Below are 19,816 nucleotides of genomic sequence, written 5' to 3'. Positions count from 1 at the left end.
TTGATCAGTGCAGGTCAGGTGCCAGGTGGCAGGGGGCCGCCGTCCGAATCGTCGAACAGTGGGTGACCGGGAGGTGACGAGGAGCTGACCGGCCGGTCGGTATTGACGACTACCGTCTGATGGCAGGCTGACGCGCGGAGTAACGGTGTGGGGTGGAAGGGCTGGCTGTCCATGGAGGAACGTCCGGAACTGATGCCGTTGTTGACGGTCGCCGGTGGGCCGATGCGCGGAGCGAGCTTTCGTCTGCGGGCCGAGCCACTGGTGATCGGTCGTGCGCCGACCGGTCACGTGGTCATCAACGACCCGCATCTGAGCCGCCGGCACGCCGAGTTGTGGCTGGCGCCCGAGGGCGCGTCGCTGCGCGATCTGGGCTCGACCAACGGCACCTGGCTCAACGACCGCCGGATCACCGAGGTGGAACGCCTCTCCGACGGTGACGTGATCCGGCTCGGCCGCACCGAACTGCGCCTGTTCGATCCGGGGATCGCCCACACGGATCCGGTCGGGCTCAGCTCCGGGGTGTCCCGGCGCGACGTCCGACCGACGCTGCCGCTGCCACTGGCCACGCCACCCGGTGCCCGCCGCTGATCGCGCGCCCGCCAGCCGTGGCGCTGGTCGCAGTCCACCGGTAGCGGCGCTGGCCGTAGTCCACCGGTAGCGGCGCGGCGATGGCCGCGCCAATGCCGGTCGGCCACACCGGCAAGCACCGCCACGTGGCCGGTCGACACCTGGACCGGCGGGGACCGGCGTGGCAGCATGCCGCGGATGGAAACCGAGCAGAGGGTCGTGACGGCGAACGGCACCACCCAGGCGGTACGGGTGGCCGGTCCGCCGGACGGCGCTCCGGTGCTGCTGGTCCACGGCAACTGCTCCTCCGCACTGTTCTGGGAGCCCCTGATCCGGCGGCTGCCACCGACGCTGCGGGTCGTCGCTCCCGACCTACGCGGATTCGGCGACTCGGCGACCGCGCCGGTGAACGCCACCCGGGGCCTGCGGGACTTCGCCGACGACGTGGCCGCCCTGCTGGACGACCCGACGCTCCTCCCCAGCACCCGGCACGGCAGCCCCGGGGATGGCAGCGCCGAGTCCCGCCGCGCCGACACCGGCAGCGCTGGGGTCCGGCCGGTCGTGGTCGGGCACTCCCTCGGTGGGGGAGTGGCCATGCGACTGCCTGGCGTACCTGGGTTCGCTGGGTCTCGTGCCCGGTTGGCCCGGCACGGACACCCGCCCGCCGCAGCCGATGGTCGGCCAGACCCGGGCGGTGCTGGAGCGGTACGCGGCGGCCGGCGGGTCGTACCGCGAGGTGGTGTTGCCCGGCTGTGGACACAGCCCGCACCTGGAACGCCCGGCGGAGTTCGTGACGGAGCTGCTGGCGCTCACCGACGCGCAGGCCGCGTAGGGGGCACCGTGGGTGGAATATGCCACGGCGTCTCGACAACCCTGGGTCACGTGGCAGACTCGCGCGCAAAGCCTTAGCGGCCGTTCAGTGGCCGTGCGGAGTGTCTGGGGAGGCCGGTCGTGGCGCGTGAGTTCAGCACCGTGGGTGTCGTGGGGCTGGGCACCATGGGTGCCGGCATCGTCGAGGTCTTCGCCCGCAACGGTGTCGACGTCATCGCGGTCGAGATCTCCGAGCCGGCGCTGGAGCGCGGGCGGGCCACCCTCACCAGCTCCACCGATCGTGCCGTGGCCAAGGGCAAGCTCGCCGTGGCGGACCGGGACGCGCTGCACGAGCGGGTGCACTTCGAGGTCGGGCTGGACGCGTTGCGTTCGGTGGACCTGGTCATCGAGGCGGTCCCCGAGCACCTGGACCTCAAGCAGCGGATCTTCGCGGAGCTGGATCGGGTGTGCCGCCCGGACGCGATCCTGGCCACCAACACCTCGTCGCTGAGCGTCACCGAGATCTCGGTGGCCACCAGCCGGCCCAACCAGGTGATCGGCATCCACTTCTTCAATCCGGCCCCGGTGATGAAGCTGGTCGAGGTGGTCCGCACGGTCGTCACCGCGCCCGAGGTGGTCGCCGACGTCGAGGCGCTGTGCGCCCGGCTCGGCAAGGTCGACGTGACCATCAACGACCGGGCCGGCTTCATCGCCAACGCGCTGCTCTTCGGCTACCTCAACCACGCGGTCGGGATGTTCGAGTCGCACTACGCGACCCGGGAGGACATCGACGCCGCCATGAAGCTCGGTTGCGGCCTGCCGATGGGCCCGCTGGCGCTGATGGACCTGATCGGCCTGGACACCGCGTACGAGATCCTGGACACGATGTACCGGCGCGGCGGGCGGGACCGTCGGCACGCGCCCGTGCCGCTGCTCAAGCAGATGGTCACGGCGGGACTGCTCGGCCGTAAGTCGGGCCGCGGTTTCTACACCTACGAGCGGCCCGGTTCGCCGAAGGTCGTACCCGACGAGACGACGCCGCAGACGACGGACGCGGCGCTCGCCGACGGCGCGCGGGCCATCTACGCCAGGGTTGGCGTCGGGAGCGCGAGGAGTGAGCTTGCGAGCCCCGCAGTCGTGACCAAGGTCGGCATTGTCGGTTCCGGGACGATGGCCACCGGGATCATCGAGGTGTTCGCGAAGGCCGGGTACGAGGTCGTCTCGGTGACCCGTGGCGCGGAGAAGTCGGCGTCGGTCTGCGAGGCGGTGAAGACCTCGCTGAACAAGGGCGTGGTTCGGGGCAAGCTCGCCGAGGTCGACCGGGACGCGGCGCTCGGCCGGATCACCTGGACGGCCACCCTCGACCACCTCGCCGACGTCGACCTGGTGGTCGAGGCGGTCGTCGAGGAGTTGAGCGTCAAGAAGGCGCTCTTCGCCAGCCTCGACGAGATCTGCAAGCCGGGCGTGGTGCTGGCCACCACGACCTCGTCGCTGCCGGTGATCGACGTGGCGATGGCCACCCAGCGGCCGGCCGACGTGGTGGGCCTGCACTTCTTCAACCCCGCGCCGGTCATGCCGTTGGTCGAGGTGGTCCGGACCATCCGCACCTCACCGGAGGCCACCGCCACCGCGCGGGCGGTCTGCGCCGCGCTGGGTAAGACCGCGGTGGTCTGCGGCGACCGGTCCGGGTTCATCGTCAACGCGCTGCTCTTCCCGTACCTGAACGACGCGGTCAAGATGCTGGAGGCCAGCTACTCCACGGCCGACGACATCGACCACGCCATGAAGTTGGGCTGCGGCTACCCGATGGGTCCGTTCGAGCTGCTCGACGTGGTGGGGCTGGACGTCTCGTTGGCGATCCAGCGCGAGCTGTACCTGGAGCTGCGCGAGCCGGGCTTCGCACCCGCGCCGCTGCTGGAACACCTGGTCACCGCCGGCTACCTGGGCCGCAAGACCCGCCGCGGCTTCCGCGACCACTCGCACCGCTGACCACCGGTGACCTGGTGACCGCCCGGGCCGTCCCGCCCGGCGGACCGTACGCTTGGTGACTGTGAGCCCCCGTCGCAACCGCCCTCGCCGGGACGAGAACGCCAACCTGGACGCCGACCGGACCCGCCAGGGCGTCGCCTCGGTGCAGCAGTGGACCGACGGCGCCTGGCAGGTACGCGGGATCGGGGCGGGCGCGTCGGTCAAGACGTACCGCTGTCCCGGTTGTGACCAGGAGATCCGACCCGGCGTGGCGCACCTGGTGGCCTGGCCGGCCGACGGTCTGGGTGACCTGACCGACCGCCGGCACTGGCACAGCGGCTGCTGGCGTGCCCGGGAGCGGCGCGGGCCGGCGGTGCGGCGCGGCCGGGGCGCGCCGCGTTACTGAGCGATCTGGATCACCCTGTTCGTGCCTCGATGGGCGGTGGCGGCGACTTCGCGACAGACTTGGGCGGTGAGCACAGCGATCCGCGCGTCGTCGATCCTGCCCGGCCGCCGGGAGGACATCGAGCTGCACACCGCCGACGGGCTTCGGCTGGTCGGCGAGTTGGCCCTGCCGGCCGACCGGCCACCGGCGGCCACCCTGGTCTGCCTGCACCCGCTGCCCACGCACGGCGGGATGATGGACAGCCACGTCTTCCGCAAGGCGGCGTGGCGGCTGCCCGCGCTGGCCGACCTGGCCGTGCTGCGGTTCAACACGCGGGGCACGAGCAGTGTGCGCGGCACCAGCGAGGGTGCCTTCGACGGCGCGGTGGGCGAGCGCTACGACGTGGCCGCCGCCATCGAGTACGCGGAGTTCGCCGAACTGCCCAACATCTGGCTGGTCGGGTGGTCGTTCGGCACCGACCTGGCCCTCAAGTACGGCTGCGACCCGGCCGTGGCCGGCGCGATCCTGCTCTCCCCGCCGCTGCGCTTCTCCGCGCCGGACGACCTGGCGACCTGGGCCGCGTCCGGTCGCCCGCTGGTGGCGCTGGTACCCGAGTTCGACGACTACCTGCGCCCGGTCGAGGCCCGGGAGCGGTTCGCGGCGGTGCCGCAGGCCGAGGTGGTCGGGGTGCCCGGCGCGAAGCACCTCTGGGTGGGTGACGCGGAGACGGTGCTCGACGAGATCGTCAAGCGGGTCAACCCGGCCGTCGACGTACCCCTGCCGACGACCTGGGACGGGCCGATGGAGGCGGGCGACGTCAGCGCGTACGCCGACCGGACGGTGGCCGCCTTCGCCGACACCCCCGTCCCCGGCCCGGCCGACTGATCGTCAGTTCCGCTCCTGACGGGGGAGTACCACCTCACGCAGGATCAGTTGCAGTGCCGCCACCGTGGGGATGGCGATCAGCGCGCCCACCACGCCCAGCAGGGCCACGCCGAGCAGCGCGGCCAGCAGGGCGGCCACCTCGTTGACCTCCACCGAGCGCCGCATCACCTTCGGGTAGATCAGGTAGTTCTCGACCTGCTGGTAGATGAGGAAGAAGATCGCACAGGCGATGCCCGTGGGCAGGTCGGCGGCGAAGCCGACCAGGCTCACGATCACCGCGCCCAGGGTCGCGCCGATCTGCGGGATGAGGTCGGTGACCGCGACGACCACCGCCAGCGCGAACGGGTACGGCAGACCGACGATCAGGGCGAAGACGAAGGTCGTCGCGCCGGCCAGCACCGCGATGCTCAGCGCGCCGACCATGTACGCGCCCACCTTGGTGAGGATCGCGTCGCCGATCAACGCCGCCCGCTCGCGGCGCGACCGGGGGACCAGCGCGTAGCCCAGGGAGCGCAGCTTGTCGAAGTAGGCCAGGAAGTAGATGGTCAGCACCAGCACGGTCAGCGTCCGGAACACCGTGCCGAAGATCAGTTGGGCCCCGCCGAGCACTCCGCCGAGCGCCCGGCCGATGGTGTCGGCGTTGGCCGCGCCCTGCACCCGCTCCACCACGTCGTACCGCTCCACCAGGTCGTTGACCGTGGGATTGCGGCGCAACTCGTCGAGCAGACTCGGGATCTGGTCGATGAACTGCCCGGACTGCGTCACGATCGGCGGGACCAGCGCCACCACGCCCCCGCACAGCAGCAGTACCACTGTCAACGCCACCAACGTCACCGCCAGGCCGTGGGGAACCCCCCAGGTCCGCAGGCGCACGACCGCCGGGTTGAGGCCCACCGCGAGGAAGAGCGCGATCACCACCAGCACGAGAATGCCGCCGGCATTCCGAATCCCCAGATAGAGGGTGTACGCCAGCAGCACGCCCAACGCGCCGGTGAAGCCGACCAGGAAGCTGCTGCGCCGCAGCGGACGCCCCGGCGTGCCGAACTTCCCCGACGGGACCGCCGGAGGCTCGTCCGGGTCGAATCCCGGGGCCGGCACCGGCACCGGCGCAGGCGTTCCCGGCTCGGCCGGAGTCGTTCCGGGCTGGGCCGAGGAGGCCTCGGGCGTCACGTCCGGGTCGTCGCCGGACGGGTCACGCTGCGGCACCACGGACCTCCCGGCTCAGGCGGTGGGACGACGGGTCGCGGCAACGAACGCCCGCCACGCGGCCGGCGCGAAGACCAGCACCGTGCCGGACGGGTCCTTGCTGTCCCGCACCCCCACCACCCCGGGCAGGTTGTCCGCCACCTCGACACACTCACCGTTACCGCTACGGCTGGACGTGCGCCAAAGCGCGCCGGTCAGGTCCATGAGGTCACAACTTCCTTCATCAGTTCGATCGACTGGCGGCGGGACAACGCACTGCTTCTGATCATCTCCCAACGCGCCAGCAGCGTAGCCACCTCATGGTCGCCATCCACCACGAGACCGTCGATCTGGTGCTCCATGTGCCCAACCCAACCACCGTCGGCACCACGGGCCAGGTTGAACGGCCCGGAGAGGCCGACGTGCAGCCCGACGTCGGCCGGGATGACGTGCAGGCTGACGTGTGGTCGCTCCAGGCTGGCGACGAGGTGGGTGAGCTGCTCGACCATCAAGCCGCGGACCTCCTCGCCGGCCCGCCGCAGCACCAACTTGTCCACCACCGCCACGAACTGCGGCGGATCCGGCTGCATCAGCAGCGACTGGCGGTCCAGGCGGGCGTGGACGCGGCGTTCCACCTCGTCGTCGCTGAGCAGGTCGTCGCAACGGATCACAACGCGGGCGTAGCTCTCGGTCTGGAGCAGCCCCGGGATCAGCGTGGGTTGGAAACACCGCAGTTGGCGGGCGCTTCGCTCGGCGTCCAGCCACGGACGGAACCAGCTCGGCTGACCGTCCCGGCGTGGGGGCCGTTCCGCCGCCCGATCATCGATCCACCCCCGCACGTCAGCTAGACCCTGCAGGCTCCGTGCAGATCGTGGACAGTTTCCGTCAGGTGCCAACGGAAACTGTCCACGATGTCGACGCTCGGTGTGGGCGCCCGTCAGTCCTTCTCGATCGTGACCTTGCTGGGCTTGGCGCTGCGCTCGTCGGTGGTCGGCTTGCTGGGGCGCTTGCCGTTCTCGCCGGTGCTGGTGATCCTGGTCGGCTTGGCACCCCGGCCACCCTCGCCCGGAACGGCCGCCACCGTCGGCTCGCCGTCGACCCCGGCGCTGGCCGTGCCACCGTCGACAGTGGTCACCGGTTCGGCCACCGGTCGCGTGGTGGACTGCCCAACCTCGTCGGCGCTGGCGTTCACCGGCTGCGCAGCGCCGTCGGGCGCGGCCTTGAGACCACCGGCCGCACCGTCACCGTCGGCCGGGCCGTTCCCGCCGCTGGTCGCCACGGTCGCGGGTACGGCGGAAGCCTCGCCGGTCGCCGGCGCGTCGTCGGGGCGATCGCCCGCCGCCGGCGCGGTCGGACCGTCGATCGGGCCGGTGGTGCTGTGCAGCCGCACTTCGGCCATCTGCCGCTCGATCTCGTCGGACTCCTGCCGGGCCTGCCAGGTCTCCTGCCGCAGGTCGGCGAGCTGCTGCTGAGCCTGCGCGATCTCCAACATCACGTGCGCGAGCTGCTGCCGGCCCGCCGCCGACTCCTGCTGCGTCGCCGCCAGGTGCTGCTGCGTGGTCGCGAGGTGCTGCTGGGTGGTGGCCGCGTACTCCTCGAACTGGCGACGCGAGGCCGCGACGTGCTCGTCGGCCTTGCGGCGCTTGTCGCCCGCCTCGGTCTCGGCACGGCTCAGCAACTCGGCGGCCTCGGTCTCGGCGCGCTGGCGCAGGCTCGTCGCGTCCGCCTCGGCCGCCTGGCGGATCGCGTCCGCGCCCTGCTCGATCTCGTTCTTGCGGGTGGTGTATTCGGTCTCCAGCTCGTCGCGGCGCGCGGTGTACGTGGACTCCAGCTCGTCGCGGCGCGCGGTCCAGCCCGACTCCAGCTCCTGCTGGCGGGACTCGTGCTGCTTGTCCAGCTCGTCGTGGCGCTTGGCGAACTCCTGCTCGGCGATGGACCGTCGCTCGGCCAGTTCCCGATCGGCCGCCTCGCGCCGGGAGTTGACCTCCTGCTCCACGCCGGCCCGCCAGGCGCCCAGCTCCTGCTGAGTCTGCGCCCGGGACTGCTGGACGTACGCCTCGGTCTCACTGCGCATGCGCTGGACGTACGCCTCGGTCTCCGCCCGGCTGCGCTTGGCCGCCTCGGACGCCTGCGTGGCGACCCGCTCGGCCTCCTGCTGGGCCTTGGCCCGGGTGGCCCGGCCGGCCATCGACGCGTCGTCGATGATCTGCTTGGCCTCCTGCTGCGCCTTGGCGTGGGTCGCCCGGCCCGCCTCGGTCGCCGTGTCGGTAAGGCGCTTGGCCTCCTGCTGGGCCTTGGCGTGCACCTCCTTGGCGGCCTCGCGCAGCTCGGCGGCCTCCTGGCGAGCGGTGGCCAGCGCCTCGCGGGCCGCCTCGCGCAGCTTGGTGGCCTCCTGCTGGGCGCGGGTGTGGATCTCCTTGGCGGTGTCCCGTAGCTGGGTGGCCTCCTGCTGGGCCTTGGCCAGCTCGTCCTGCGCCGTCTTGCGCAGCTGCGCCGACTCGTCCCTGGCCGAGCGCAGGGTCGCGTCCGCCTCCGCGCGGCGGGAGGCGCTGTGCCGCTCCTCCTCCTGACGCCGAGCGGCGAGAGCGATCTCGAAGTCCTTCAGTGCCCGGGCGGCCTGCTCGCGGGCTTCCTCGATGATGTGCTCGGCGGCTGCCCGGCGGGCGTCGATCTCCTCGTTGGCCGCGGACAGGATCTGTTCGGCCTGCTCCTCGGCGAGGGTGAGGATCGACTCGACGCGGGGGCCCAGGTGCCGGAAGGAGGCCCTGTCGACCACGTTCATCTGCTTGCGGACCTGGGTCAGATCCCGTTGCAGAACCTCGACCTGGCCGGCGAGCTTGTGGATCTGTGTATAGGCCTGTTCCCGTTCGGCGGCGAGGGTCGCGATCTCGTGCTCGGCACGCGCGACATACCGGTCAACCTGTTTCTTCTCGTACCCCCGCAGAGCGGACTCGAAGCTGGGCTCCGTGGTCACATCCCCGCCGAGAGCGAACAGTTCCTCGCCGTGCGACATGCCCCCATCCTCACACGCATCGCCCCCTGCTGGGGCGATACGGACGCCCCTTGTGGGACCTACTTCACTCCGTGGCGAGGGCACCACGCCAAGGGTTGGGAAACGCACACGGCGCGAGGTCACACCGGTTACCCGGTGTCACCTCGCGCCGCCGATGCCCCAACCTGACGCCTCGCGTCAGCCGGCGGTCTCCGCGGTCACCCGCTCCTGAGCACCGTCGGTCTTCTTCGCCTCCGGCTTGGCCGCCGGGGCAGCCGCTGCCGGCATGCCGGGCACGATGCCGGCGAGCCCGGAGAGCATCTGCCCGAGCTGCGAGGTGACCGCGTCCTTCTGCCGGGTCAGGTCCTCGACCTCGCGGCGGGCGGCCTGCGTGGTCAGCTCGGCCTCGGTGCGAGCCTCGCTGAGCAGGCGCTGCGACTCGGCCTTGGCCTCGTTGAGCGTCTTGTCGGAGAGCGCCTTGGCCTTGTCGATCGTCTCGTTGGCGTGGCGCTCCGACTCGACCCGGCGGGCCTCGGCGCGCTGCTCGATCTCCTTGGCGCGCTCCTGGGCGGCACGGGCGCGCTGCTCGGCCTCGCTGACCATCTTCTGGGTCTGGGAGACCTGGGCGGCGTGTCGCTCGGACTCCTCGCGCTCGGCCTTCTCGCGCCGCTCGGCGAGTTGCAGCTCCAGAGCCTGGAGGTCCTTGTCGCGCTTGTCGCGCGCGTCGGTGAGCAGCTTGGTGGCCTCGGCGCGCTTCTCCTCGGCCTCGCGGGCGGCCTTCGAGCGGTGCTGGGTGATCTCGCGCTCGGCGGTGGCCCGCAGGGTGGCCACCTCCCGCTCGACCGTCGACTTCAGCTCGGCGACCTCGTGGGCCGTGACGGTCCGGAGCTGCTTGGTCTCACGGTCCGCGTCGGCGCGCAGCGTGTCGGCCTCACGGCGGGCCTGCACCCGGACCTCGGCGGCCTCGCGCTCGGCGGCGGTGCGCAGGTTGCCTGCCTCGCGTTCGGCGCTGGCCTTCATCGCGGCGGCCTCGGCGCGGGCCTTGTCCGTGATCTCCCGGGCCTCGAGGCGGGCGGCGGAGAGAATGCCCTCCGACTCGCGCTTGGCCTCGTTGCGGTGGTCGTTGGCCTGCTCCTCGGCGAGCCGGAGGATCTGCTCGACGCGGGTGCCGAGCCCGGACAGGGTGGGCCGGCTGTTCTCTTCGAGCTGCTTGTTGGTGTCGGTGAGCTTCTGCTCCAGGGCGCTCATGCGCTGCTCGGCCTGGCGGAGACGACGCTGGGCGTCGTTCATCCGCTGCTCGGCCTCGGCACGGGCCTGCTCGGACTGGGTCAGCGCGGCGGTCATCCGGCCGATGAAGTCATCGACCTGGTGAGTGTTGTATCCGCGCAGGCCAACGGTGAAATCTGGCTGCGAGTTCGCGTTATCGAAGAACGCGAGAGGGGAGGACTGCTGCTGGGGCATTGGGACATACTGGCAGACGCCCCAGGGTGCTTCGCAAGAGCGGTACGGAGCTTTCGTGTCCTCTTTACATGGTCAACTGCCCTGGCCGGCGAGGCCGGACCAATCGGCGATCTTGGCAGGTCCCGGGCGGGACGGACGCCACGCAGCGTGACGCGAAAAAGGGCCACGGGTGTGTTCCGTGACCCTTTGTTCGACCCGGATGGGTTCGAGCTAATGCGGGTGGAAGAACAATGGCCGATCACCGCATTGGCCATCGGGCGCTCATCCGTCCGGCCGGTGCCTCGCTCAGTGCCCCCGGAACCGGTTGATCGCTTCCTCGTGCCGCGCCCGCAACTCCCCGTCGCGGATGCCCAGCCCGTCCCTGGGCGCGAGGCAGCGCACGCCGACCTTGCCCTGGTGCGCGTTGCGGTGCACCTCGTACGCGGCCTGACCGGTCTGCTCCAGCGAGTAGGTGCGGGACACCGTCGGGTGCACCTTGCCGAGCGCGACGAGCCGGTTGGCCTGCCACGCCTCGTGGTAGTTGGCGAAGTGGCTGCCCACGATGCGCTTGAGGTGCATCCACAGGTAGCGGTTGTCGTACTGGTGCTGAAAGCCACTCGTGGACGCGCAGGTGACGATGGTGCCGCCGCGCCGGGCCACGTAGACGCTCGCGCCGAACGTCTCCCGACCCGGGTGCTCGAAGACGATGTCCGGGTCCTCGCCGCCGGTCAGCTCGCGGATGCGCTCACCGAACCGCCGCCACTCGTCCGGGTCCTGGGTCTCCTCGTCCTTCCAGAACCGGAACCCCTCGGCGGCCCGGTCGATGACCAGCTCGGCGCCCATGCTGCGGCACAGCTCGGCCTTCTCCGGCGAGGAGACGACGCAGACCGGGATCGCGCCGCCGTTGAGAGCCATCTGGGTGGCGTACCCGCCGAGGCCGCCGGACGCGCCCCAGATCAGCACCACGTCGCCCTGCTTCATCTGGGCGCCGTGGTGGGACACCAACTGCCGGTACGCGGTCGAGTTGACCAGCCCTGGGCTGGCCGCCTCCTCCCAGCTCAGGTGATGCGGCTTGGGCATCAGCTGGTTGGCCTTGACCACGGCCAGCTCGGCCAGCCCACCGAAGTTGGTCTCGAAGCCCCAGATCCGCTGCTGCGGGTCGAGCATGGTGTCGTCGTGCCCGGCGGCGTCCTCCAGCTCGACCGAGAGGCAGTGCGCGACGACCTCGTCGCCGGCCGCCCACCGGGTCACGCCGGGACCGGTCCGCAGGACGACGCCGGCCGCGTCCGAACCGACCACGTGGTACGGCAGGTCGTGGCGGCGGGTCAGCTCGGACACCCGGCCGTAGCGCTCCAGGAACCGGAAGGTGGACACCGGCTCGAAGATGCTGGTCCACACCGTGTTGTAGTTGATCGCGCTGGCCAGTACGGCGATGAGCGCCTCGCCCGGCCCGAGTTCCGGCGTCGGCACCTCCTGCACGTGCAGCGCCTTGCGGGGATCCTTGTCCCGGGTCGCCATGCCGTCGAACATCCGGGACTCCTCGGCGCGGACGACCACGCCTCGGTAACTCTCCGGTACGGGCAGTTTGGCGACGCCGCCCAGTTCGCGGTCCGGGTCGTTCGATTCCTCCGCCGCCATGATCGCTTCGAGGATGTCCTGCACGGTGACCTCCGGTTCGTCCCCGCACCCGCGCGGGCCCGGGTGCTGCCATCGTCGGCGCCGGTGGGACGCGACCGCCATGTCGGCATTCGACACATCCGGCACCGGCCGCGCTCCTGTGGGCCGGGACGTTACTGATCGGTAGCTAAAGCCGGAAGTCCCCTGTGAAAAACTGCATCGGCCGATGCGTGAAGGTGCCCGACCAGCGCGTCAACCGCGCACCGACGCGCGTCGCCCGCCCTCGGCAGGGGCGGGCGACGGGGTCCGTCAGTGCGTCGCGGCGGGCTCCACCAGTTCGACGAGGACGCCGCCCGCGTCCTTCGGGTGCACGAAGTTGATCCGGCTGTCCGCGGTGCCGCGCCGCGGCTCGTCGTAGAGCAGGCGCATCCCCCGCTCGCGCAGTGCCGCGCAGGCCGCGTCGATGTCCGCCACGGTGTACGCGACCTGCTGCACGCCGGGTCCGTTGCGATCCAGGAACTTCGCGATCGTGGACTCCGGGGTGAGCGGGGCGAGCAGCTGCACGCAGCCACCCTCGGTGGTCGGTCCGACGGCCAGCATCGCTTCCCGGACGCCCTGCTCGGCGTTGGTCTCGACGTGTACACAGCGCATCCCGAAGGTCCGCTGGTAGAAGTCGATGGCGGCATCCAGGTCGGCGACGGCGATGCCGACGTGGTCAATCTTGCGAAGTCCGATGTCTGTGACGTAGTCCGCACCGGGCTCGACGGGGGAGTTCTCTGCCATGGCGCTAGTCTGGCCGAACAATCGTTAAGGCGTACAGCTCGGCACCCCCCTCGGAGGCAGGCATGGCTTCGGTGATCGTCAGCGGCGCGCGGACCCCGATGGGGCGGCTGCTGGGCAACCTCAAGGACCTCCCGGCCACCAAGCTCGGCGGGATCGCCATCAAGGCCGCTCTGGAGCGGGCCGGTGTCAGCCCCGACCAGGTCCAGTACGTGATCATGGGGCAGGTGCTCCAGGCCGGCGCCGGTCAGATCCCGGCCCGGCAGGCGGCCGTCGAGGCGGGCGTACCGATGTCCGTCCCGGCCCTGACCATCAACAAGGTCTGCCTCTCCGGCCTGGACGCGATCGCTCTTGCCGACCAGCTCATCCGGGCGGGCGAGTTCGACATCGTGGTGGCCGGCGGCATGGAGTCGATGACCAACGCCCCGCACCTGCTGATGGGCCAGCGCACCGGCTACAAGTACGGCGACGTGGTGGTCAAGGACCACATGGCGCACGACGGGCTCAGTGACGCCTGGGACTGCTGCTCGATGGGCGAGTCGACCGAGCGGCTCGGCACGAAGCACGGCATCACGCGCGAGGAGCAGGACGCCTTCGCCGCGGCCAGCCACCAGCGGGCCGCCGCCGCGCAGAAGAACGGCCACTTCGCCGAGGAGATCACCCCGGTGCTGATCCCGCAGCGCAAGGGTGACCCGCTGGTGATCAGCGACGACGAGGGCATCCGCCCGGACACCACCGTCGAGTCGCTGGCCAAGCTGCGCCCGGCCTTCGCCAAGGACGGCACCATCACCGCCGGCAGCTCGTCGCCGATCTCAGACGGCGCCGCGGCAGTCGTCGTGATGAGCAAGGCCAAGGCCAACGAGCTGGGGCTGACCTGGCTTGCCGAGGTCGGCGCGCACGGCAACGTGGCCGGCCCGGACAACTCCCTGCACTCGCAGCCGTCCAACGCGATCAACCACGCCCTCAAGAAGGGTGGCCTGAGCATCGACGACCTGGATCTCATCGAGATCAACGAGGCGTTCGCGCAGGTCGGCATCCAGTCCACCCGCGACCTCGGTGTCAGCCCCGACAAGGTCAACGTCAACGGCGGCGCGATCGCCCTGGGCCATCCGATCGGCATGTCCGGCGCGCGACTCGTACTCACCCTCGCCCTGGAGCTGAAGCGGCGCGGCGGCGGCACCGGCGCGGCGGCGCTCTGCGGCGGCGGCGGCCAGGGCGACGCGCTGATCATCCACGTGCCGGGCCAGTGAGCGAAGGGGCCGAGCGCGTGCCGGCGGCGGGCACCACGTCGGTGCGCCGCAGTCGGGACGTACCGCTGCTGGTCGAGCGGGCCCGCACCGGTGACCCCCGTGCGGTCGCCCGCCTGATCACCCTGGTCGAGAACGGCGACCCGTTGTTGCCGGAGATCGCCGCCGTGCTGGCGCCGTACGCCGGGCAGGCCCAGGTCGTCGGTCTGACCGGCTCGCCCGGCGTGGGCAAGTCGACCACCACCAACGAACTGGTCCGCGCGCTGCGGGCGCGCGGGCACCGGGTCGGCGTCCTGGCCGTCGACCCGTCCAGCCCGTTCACCGGCGGGGCGATCCTCGGCGACCGGGTGCGGATGCAGGACCACGCCACCGACCCGGGCGTCTACATCCGGTCGATGTCCAGCAGGGGCCACCTCGGCGGGCTGGCGGCGGCGACGCCGCAGGCGGTCCGGGTGCTGGAGGGCGCCGGCTGTGACGTGGTGCTGGTGGAGACGGTCGGCGTCGGACAGGCCGAGGTGGAGGTCGCCTCGCTGGCCGACACCACGCTCGTGCTGCTCGCCCCGGGTATGGGCGACGCGATCCAGGCCGTCAAGGCCGGCATCCTGGAGATCGCCGACGTCTTCGTCGTCAACAAGGCCGACCGGGACGGCGTCGACGCCACCGTCCGTGACATCCAGGGCATGATCGCGCTGGGCGAGCGCGGACCGGGCCAGTGGCGACCGCAGGTGGTTCGCGCCATCGCCGCCCGGGGTGAGGGCATCGACGACATCGCCGCCGCCGTCGACAAGCATCGTGGTTGGCTGGTCGAGCACGGCGAGCTGCGTCGCCGGCAGGAGGCGCGGGCCGCCGCCGAGATCGAGGCCATCGCGCTGGGCGCGCTGCGCGCCAGGATGGGTTCCCTGCGCGACGGTACGGAGTTGAGCACGCTCGCCGCCAAGGTCGCCGAGGGCGCGATGGACCCGTACGCGGCGGCGGACGAGTTGCTCGCCCAACTGGCCCGCTGACCCGTGCCGGTCGGCCGCGCCGCGCGCCTGGACGCGAAGCACCCTCCGGTTTTAGTAAGCTCGCGGCGCATGGCCGGCAGCGAGCTGCCGCGCAGCGGTCCGACGAGCCGGTCGGTCCACAGTGCACCGGGACCAGGGGAGATGTGATCATGACGGACGCGGTGGAGAACGCCGGTGCGGCACAGCCCACGACGGGGGCGACCCGCGGCGTGACCTCGGTCTCCGACGAGGTGGTGGAGAAGATCGCCGGCGCTGCCGCCCGCGCCGTGCCCGGCGTCGCCGACCTCGGTGGTGACGTGGCCCGGTTCTTCAACAGCGTGCTCGACAAGGTCGGCCTGGACGAGGTGGGCGACGCCCGCCGGGGCGTCTCGGCCGACGTGAAGGGCACCTCGGCAGTCGTCAACGTGGTCCTGGTGATCGACGCCGGGCACGTCGTGGCCGACGTGACCGAGGCCGTGCGGGCCGCGGTGATCGAGGCGGTGGAGCGGTACGGCCTGACGGTCACGCAGGTCAACGTCACGGTGGACGACATCGAGCTGAAGCAGCCGGGCGCGGCCGTCTGATCGTGGGTTGCCCGGTTACCCGCCGGTACGACGCGACTTAGCGATCGTTCAGGCAAGGGCTCTACACTCGAATTCCAGTCCAGGAACCGAGGAGGAGCCCTGCGCATGGACGCCGACGAGATCGACGCCGGACGGGCACGCTGGCAGGCCCGGTACGACTCCGCGCGCAAGCGGGACGCCGACTTCACCACGCTCTCCGGGACGACGGTCGACCCGGTCTACGGGCCGCCCGAGGGCGGCTCCTACCCGGGCTTCGAGCGCATCGGCTGGCCGGGCGAGTACCCGTACACCAGGGGTCTGTATCCCACCGGCTACCGCGGTCGGACCTGGACGATCCGGCAGTTCGCCGGCTTCGGCAACGCCCAGCAGACCAACGAGCGCTACAAGATGATCCTCGGCGCGGGCGGTGGCGGCCTGTCGGTCGCGTTCGACATGCCGACGCTGATGGGGCGCGACTCGGACGACCCGCAGTCGCTCGGCGAGGTCGGGCACTGCGGCGTCGCCATCGACACGGCCACCGACATGCAGACGCTCTTCGACGGCATCGACCTGGCCGGCGTCACCACCTCCATGACGATCTCCGGCCCGGCCGTGCCGGTCTTCTGCATGTACCTGGTCGCCGCCGAGCGCCAGGGCGCCGACCTGTCCACGCTGGACGGCACCCTCCAGACGGACATCTTCAAGGAGTACATCGCGCAGAAGGAGTGGCTGTTCGACCCCGAGCCGCACCTGCGCCTGATCGGCGACCTGATGGAGTACTGCGCGGCCGAGATCCCGCGCTACAAGCCGCTGTCGGTCTCCGGCTACCACATCCGCGAGGCCGGCTCGACCGCCGCGCAGGAGTTGGCGTACACCCTCGCCGACGGCTTCGGCTACGTGGAGCTGGGCCTGTCGCGCGGGCTGGACGTGAACGTGTTCGCGCCCGGGCTGAGCTTCTTCTTCGACTCGCACCTCGACTTCTTCGAGGAGATCGCCAAGTTCCGTGCCGCCCGCCGGATCTGGGCCCGCTGGCTGCGCGACGTCTACGGCGCCACCAGCGAGAAGGCGCTGTGGCTGCGGTTCCACACGCAGACCGCTGGCGTGTCGCTCACCGCGCAGCAGCCGGTCAACAACGTCGTACGCACCGCCGTCGAGGCGCTCGCCGCAGTGCTCGGCGGCACGAACTCGCTGCACACCAACGCCCTGGACGAGACCCTCGCACTGCCCACCGACGAGTCCGCCGAGATCGCCCTGCGTACGCAGCAGGTGCTGATGGAGGAGACCGGCGTCGTCAACGTGGCCGACCCGCTCGGCGGCTCCTGGTACGTCGAGGCGCTGACCGACAAGATCGAGGCCGAGGCGGAGGACATCTTCGCCCGCATCCGGCAGCTCGGCGGGGAGGGTCCGCACCAGATCGGCCCGATGACCTCGGGCATCCTGCGCGGCATCGAGGACGGCTGGTTCACCGGCCACATCGCCGAGTCGGCCTTCGTCTACCAGCAGGCCCTGGAGAAGGGCGACAAGAAGATCGTCGGCGTCAACTGCCACACCGGCACGGTCGCCAAGGAGCTGGAGATCCTGCGCATCTCCCACGAGGTGGAGTTGGAGCAGCGCCGGGTGCTCGCCGAGCGCAGGAGCGCGCGGGACGAGGCCGCCGTCCGCGCGGCGCTCACCCGGATGGTCGGGGCCAGCCGTACCGACGAGAACATGATCCCGGCAATGCTCGACGCCGTACGCGCCGAGGCGACCCTCGGTGAGATCTGCGACGCGCTGCGGGCCGAGTGGGGCACCTACCGCGAACCCGCCCGTTTCTAACCCGCCCCACCCCCCACCCCGCCCCACCCCCCACCCCACCCCGCCCCACCCCGCCCCGTCGATCTTGCGGTTTCTGTCGCGGCATAAGCCGCAAAAGTGACGTAGCGGCAACCGAAAGTGCAAGATCGGCGGGGTGGGGGATGGGGGGCCGTTTCGCGTTGTCCGATGGGCGTGAGAGTTGCAACGTCGGAGTTGTGGGTGAGCCGGGAATCCGGGGTCGCGTGCGAGACTAGGTAACCATGAGCGACCCACGGATCACCTCGTCGATCTTCACCCGCGGCGCGGTCGACCTCAGCACGCTGCGTGGCCCCGCACCAGCCAGTACCCGCCCCGGCACACCCCCGCAGGGCGGCCCGGCCGCCGGTGCGCCGGGCGCGCCGACCGCCGGCAACGCCTCCATCGTCGATGTCACCGAGGCGACCATCCAGTCCGCGGTGCTCGAGCAGTCGATGGCCCTGCCCGTCATCGTCTTCTTCGGCGCGGCCGGCTTCCCCGAGAGCGACGAGTTCGCCCCGGTGCTCGAGCGGCTGGCCGCCGAGAGCGGCGGCACCTGGGTGCTGGCCCGGGTCGACGTGCAGGAGAACCCGCGGATCGCCCAGATGTTCCGCGTCCAGGGCATCCCGATGGTCTACGCGGTCGTCGGCGGCCAGCCGATCGACGCCTTCTCCGGTGTGGTGCCCGAGGCGCAGCTCCGCCAGTGGATCCAGGCCGTACTCAAGGCCGGCGGCGTGGCCGTCGCCGAACCGGAGGACCCGCGCCTCGACGAGGCGGACGACCTGCTCATGAGCGGTGACCTGGACGCCGCCGAGCAGGCGTACCGCAAGATCCTCGCCGACGCCCCCGCGGACGCCGCGGCCACCGCGGGCCTCGCCCAGGTCGGCGTGGCACGGCGGGTGGCGGGCGCCGACCCGGCCACCGCGCTGGCCGCCGCCGAGAGCGCCCCCGACGACGTCGCGGCCCAGTTGCTGGCCGCCGACATCGAGGTGCTCAGTGGCCTGGCCGAGCAGGCGTACGCCCGGCTCGTCGGGCTGGTCCGGCGCACCGCCGGCGAGGACCGCGAGACGGTTCGCCAGCACCTGGTATCGCTCTTCTCCATCGCCGGTCCGGACGACCCGGCGGTCGCCTCGGCCCGTCGGGCCCTGGCCAGCGCCCTCTTCTGAGGGCAGCAGCACGATTGTGAGTTCGTAGTACGCCAGCGCGGGCCGGCGTTATCGCCGGCCCGCTCGACCACCGGGGACGGGAGCTCATGATGCGCCGGATAGCCGTCCTCGACGCGCCGACAAATCTTGGCCTACGGCCACCGACGTCCACCTCCGTGCCGGGCTGCGCCAAGGCGCCCGGCGCGCTGCGCGACCACGACCTGCTGGCCCGGCTGCGGGCCCGCGACGCCGGTTGCGTCACCGCACCCCGGTACGACCCCGGTGACTGGCGGCCCGGCGACGGTGTGTGCCACGCCCGGGAGATCGCCGACTACTCGCTCGCGCTCGCCGAGCGGATCGGCTCGATCATCGACCGTGGCGAGTTCCCGGTGGTGCTGGGCGGCGACTGTTCCGTGCTGCTCGGCTCCGCGCTCGCCATGCACCGCCTCGGCGAGGCGGTCGGCGGGCGGATCGGGCTGGTCTTCGTCGACGGACACTCCGACTTCCGGCACCCCGGCAACGCCTCCTACGTCGGGGCGGCCGCCGGGGAGGACCTGGCCCTGGTCACCGGGCGCGGGCAGGCCGACCTGGCCGCGTTGGAGGGCCGCCGGCCCTACTTCCGCGACATCGACGTGGTGGTGCTCGGCATCCGCGCACAGGACGAGTACCGCCTCGACCTCCAGGCTGCGGGGATCACCACCCGGCCGGTGCCGGCGCTGCGCGCCGAGGGCGCCGCCCGTACGGCCCAGTGGGCGCACGAACAGCTCGCCGACTGCGCGGGCTACTGGGTGCACATCGACGTGGACGTGCTCGACCCCGCGGTGATGCCGGCCGTGGACGCTCCCGACCCGGGTGGCATCGCCTTCGCCGAGCTGGAGATCCTGCTCGCCGGCCTAGTCGACACCCCACACTGCCTCGGTGTCGAGCTGACAGTCTTCGACCCCGACTACGACCCGGACGGCTCGTACGCCGCCGAGATCGTCAACACCGTGGTCGCCGGTCTGGCCCCCGTCAGCGCCCCGGAGGCGATGCCACCACGGCTGCTGTCGCCCCGGCCCACGCCCGCCCCGCGCCGCGGCAGCAGCCGGTCCGCGCTCGACCCCGAGCCCGTCGACGACCCCGAGCCCGCGCTCGACCCCGAGCCCGGCGACGCCCCCGTGCTCGCCGCCGACGCCCGACCGAGCAGGCCGGACGGCAGGACCGTGTCTGCCGGCGAGCGGCCGGCGGGGCAGAACGGCACCGAGGTCGCGGGCGCGATACCGCTCGACACGCTCGCCCCGGCCCACGCGGTCTCGGCTGGCAGTGCCGGCTTCTCGGAGCCTGCCGGTCCCGAAACCGACACCGCCTAACTCGAAAATCGAACCGTACGTAGACACGCGGCAGCATCCCGCGTCGCGAAGCGGCGTGGGATGGGTCGTGGTGTAGCGGTGGTTAGGCGGC

The 19,816-nt window shown here is 71.6% G+C and carries 18 protein-coding genes; 11 read left to right on the top strand and 7 right to left on the bottom strand.

Annotated elements, in window-relative coordinates; genetic code table 11:
- Nucleotides 1–171 precede the first annotated feature (171 nt).
- From ACGFH9_RS00090 to ACGFH9_RS00070, 5 genes are all read left to right on the top strand, one after another.
- On the top strand, nt 172–588 hold the full coding sequence (locus tag ACGFH9_RS00090; RefSeq protein ID WP_393213014.1) for an FHA domain-containing protein: 417 nt from the start codon (nt 172–174) through the stop codon (nt 586–588).
- Between the two features lie 168 nt (nt 589–756).
- Complete coding sequence (locus tag ACGFH9_RS00085) at nt 757–1,476, top strand: alpha/beta fold hydrolase (protein ID WP_393213011.1); 720 nt, start codon at nt 757–759, stop codon at nt 1,474–1,476.
- A 42-nt stretch (nt 1,477–1,518) separates the two neighbouring features.
- A complete protein-coding gene (locus ACGFH9_RS00080; protein ID WP_393213008.1) occupies nt 1,519–3,366 on the top strand; it encodes a 3-hydroxyacyl-CoA dehydrogenase family protein in 1,848 nt (615 codons plus the stop codon).
- A 55-nt stretch (nt 3,367–3,421) separates the two neighbouring features.
- A complete protein-coding gene (locus ACGFH9_RS00075; RefSeq protein WP_393213005.1) occupies nt 3,422–3,751 on the top strand; it encodes a hypothetical protein in 330 nt (109 codons plus the stop codon).
- A 66-nt stretch (nt 3,752–3,817) separates the two neighbouring features.
- Complete coding sequence (locus ACGFH9_RS00070; RefSeq protein WP_355624797.1) at nt 3,818–4,615, top strand: alpha/beta hydrolase; 798 nt, start codon at nt 3,818–3,820, stop codon at nt 4,613–4,615.
- Nucleotides 4,616–4,618: 3 nt separating this feature from the next.
- Here ACGFH9_RS00070 and ACGFH9_RS00065 read toward each other — a convergent pair whose 3' ends face one another.
- From ACGFH9_RS00065 to mce, 7 genes are all read right to left on the bottom strand, one after another.
- Nucleotides 4,619–5,821, bottom strand: coding sequence for an AI-2E family transporter (locus tag ACGFH9_RS00065; protein ID WP_393213001.1), 1,203 nt, complete (start codon nt 5,819–5,821; stop codon nt 4,619–4,621).
- Between the two features lie 15 nt (nt 5,822–5,836).
- Nucleotides 5,837–6,025, bottom strand: coding sequence for a DUF397 domain-containing protein (locus tag ACGFH9_RS00060; protein ID WP_151490934.1), 189 nt, complete (start codon nt 6,023–6,025; stop codon nt 5,837–5,839).
- Nucleotides 6,016–6,639, bottom strand: coding sequence for a DUF5753 domain-containing protein (locus tag ACGFH9_RS00055; RefSeq protein ID WP_393212997.1), 624 nt, complete (start codon nt 6,637–6,639; stop codon nt 6,016–6,018). Before ACGFH9_RS00055 ends, ACGFH9_RS00060 begins: the two co-directional genes overlap by 10 nt.
- A gap of 98 nt (nt 6,640–6,737) precedes the next feature.
- Complete coding sequence (locus ACGFH9_RS00050; RefSeq protein WP_393212994.1) at nt 6,738–8,813, bottom strand: hypothetical protein; 2,076 nt, start codon at nt 8,811–8,813, stop codon at nt 6,738–6,740.
- Between the two features lie 177 nt (nt 8,814–8,990).
- Complete coding sequence (locus tag ACGFH9_RS00045; protein WP_355237572.1) at nt 8,991–10,253, bottom strand: cell division protein DivIVA; 1,263 nt, start codon at nt 10,251–10,253, stop codon at nt 8,991–8,993.
- Nucleotides 10,254–10,538: 285 nt separating this feature from the next.
- Complete coding sequence (ccrA, locus tag ACGFH9_RS00040; protein ID WP_393214156.1) at nt 10,539–11,894, bottom strand: crotonyl-CoA carboxylase/reductase; 1,356 nt, start codon at nt 11,892–11,894, stop codon at nt 10,539–10,541.
- A gap of 264 nt (nt 11,895–12,158) precedes the next feature.
- Complete coding sequence (gene mce / locus ACGFH9_RS00035) at nt 12,159–12,632, bottom strand: methylmalonyl-CoA epimerase (protein WP_355237578.1); 474 nt, start codon at nt 12,630–12,632, stop codon at nt 12,159–12,161.
- Between the two features lie 62 nt (nt 12,633–12,694).
- On the opposite strand from mce, the gene ACGFH9_RS00030 reads away from it, so the two are divergent.
- From ACGFH9_RS00030 to ACGFH9_RS00005, 6 genes are all read left to right on the top strand, one after another.
- Entirely contained in the window at nt 12,695–13,879 is a 1,185-nt protein-coding gene (locus tag ACGFH9_RS00030; RefSeq protein WP_393212989.1) for an acetyl-CoA C-acetyltransferase, read from the top strand.
- Nucleotides 13,876–14,880, top strand: a complete 1,005-nt coding sequence (gene meaB, locus ACGFH9_RS00025) for a methylmalonyl Co-A mutase-associated GTPase MeaB (protein WP_393212986.1) — start codon at nt 13,876–13,878, stop codon at nt 14,878–14,880. Before ACGFH9_RS00030 ends, meaB begins: the two co-directional genes overlap by 4 nt.
- A gap of 149 nt (nt 14,881–15,029) precedes the next feature.
- Complete coding sequence (locus tag ACGFH9_RS00020; protein WP_393212983.1) at nt 15,030–15,443, top strand: Asp23/Gls24 family envelope stress response protein; 414 nt, start codon at nt 15,030–15,032, stop codon at nt 15,441–15,443.
- Nucleotides 15,444–15,548: 105 nt separating this feature from the next.
- On the top strand, nt 15,549–17,237 hold the full coding sequence (locus ACGFH9_RS00015; protein WP_393212980.1) for a methylmalonyl-CoA mutase: 1,689 nt from the start codon (nt 15,549–15,551) through the stop codon (nt 17,235–17,237).
- 239 nt (nt 17,238–17,476) lie between these two features.
- Nucleotides 17,477–18,397, top strand: a complete 921-nt coding sequence (locus ACGFH9_RS00010) for a tetratricopeptide repeat protein (protein ID WP_393212977.1) — start codon at nt 17,477–17,479, stop codon at nt 18,395–18,397.
- Between the two features lie 86 nt (nt 18,398–18,483).
- Nucleotides 18,484–19,725 (top strand): arginase family protein, encoded by a 1,242-nt coding sequence (locus tag ACGFH9_RS00005; protein ID WP_393212975.1) that lies wholly within the window; start codon nt 18,484–18,486, stop codon nt 19,723–19,725.
- Nucleotides 19,726–19,816: the final 91 nt, after the last annotated feature.

The organism is Micromonospora sp. NPDC049102 (genome assembly GCF_043197485.1).
Taxonomy (GTDB): Bacteria; Actinomycetota; Actinomycetes; order Mycobacteriales; family Micromonosporaceae; genus Micromonospora.
The sequence above is the reverse complement of the archived record's forward strand: the minus strand, read 5'-3'. Positions and strand labels throughout refer to the sequence as shown.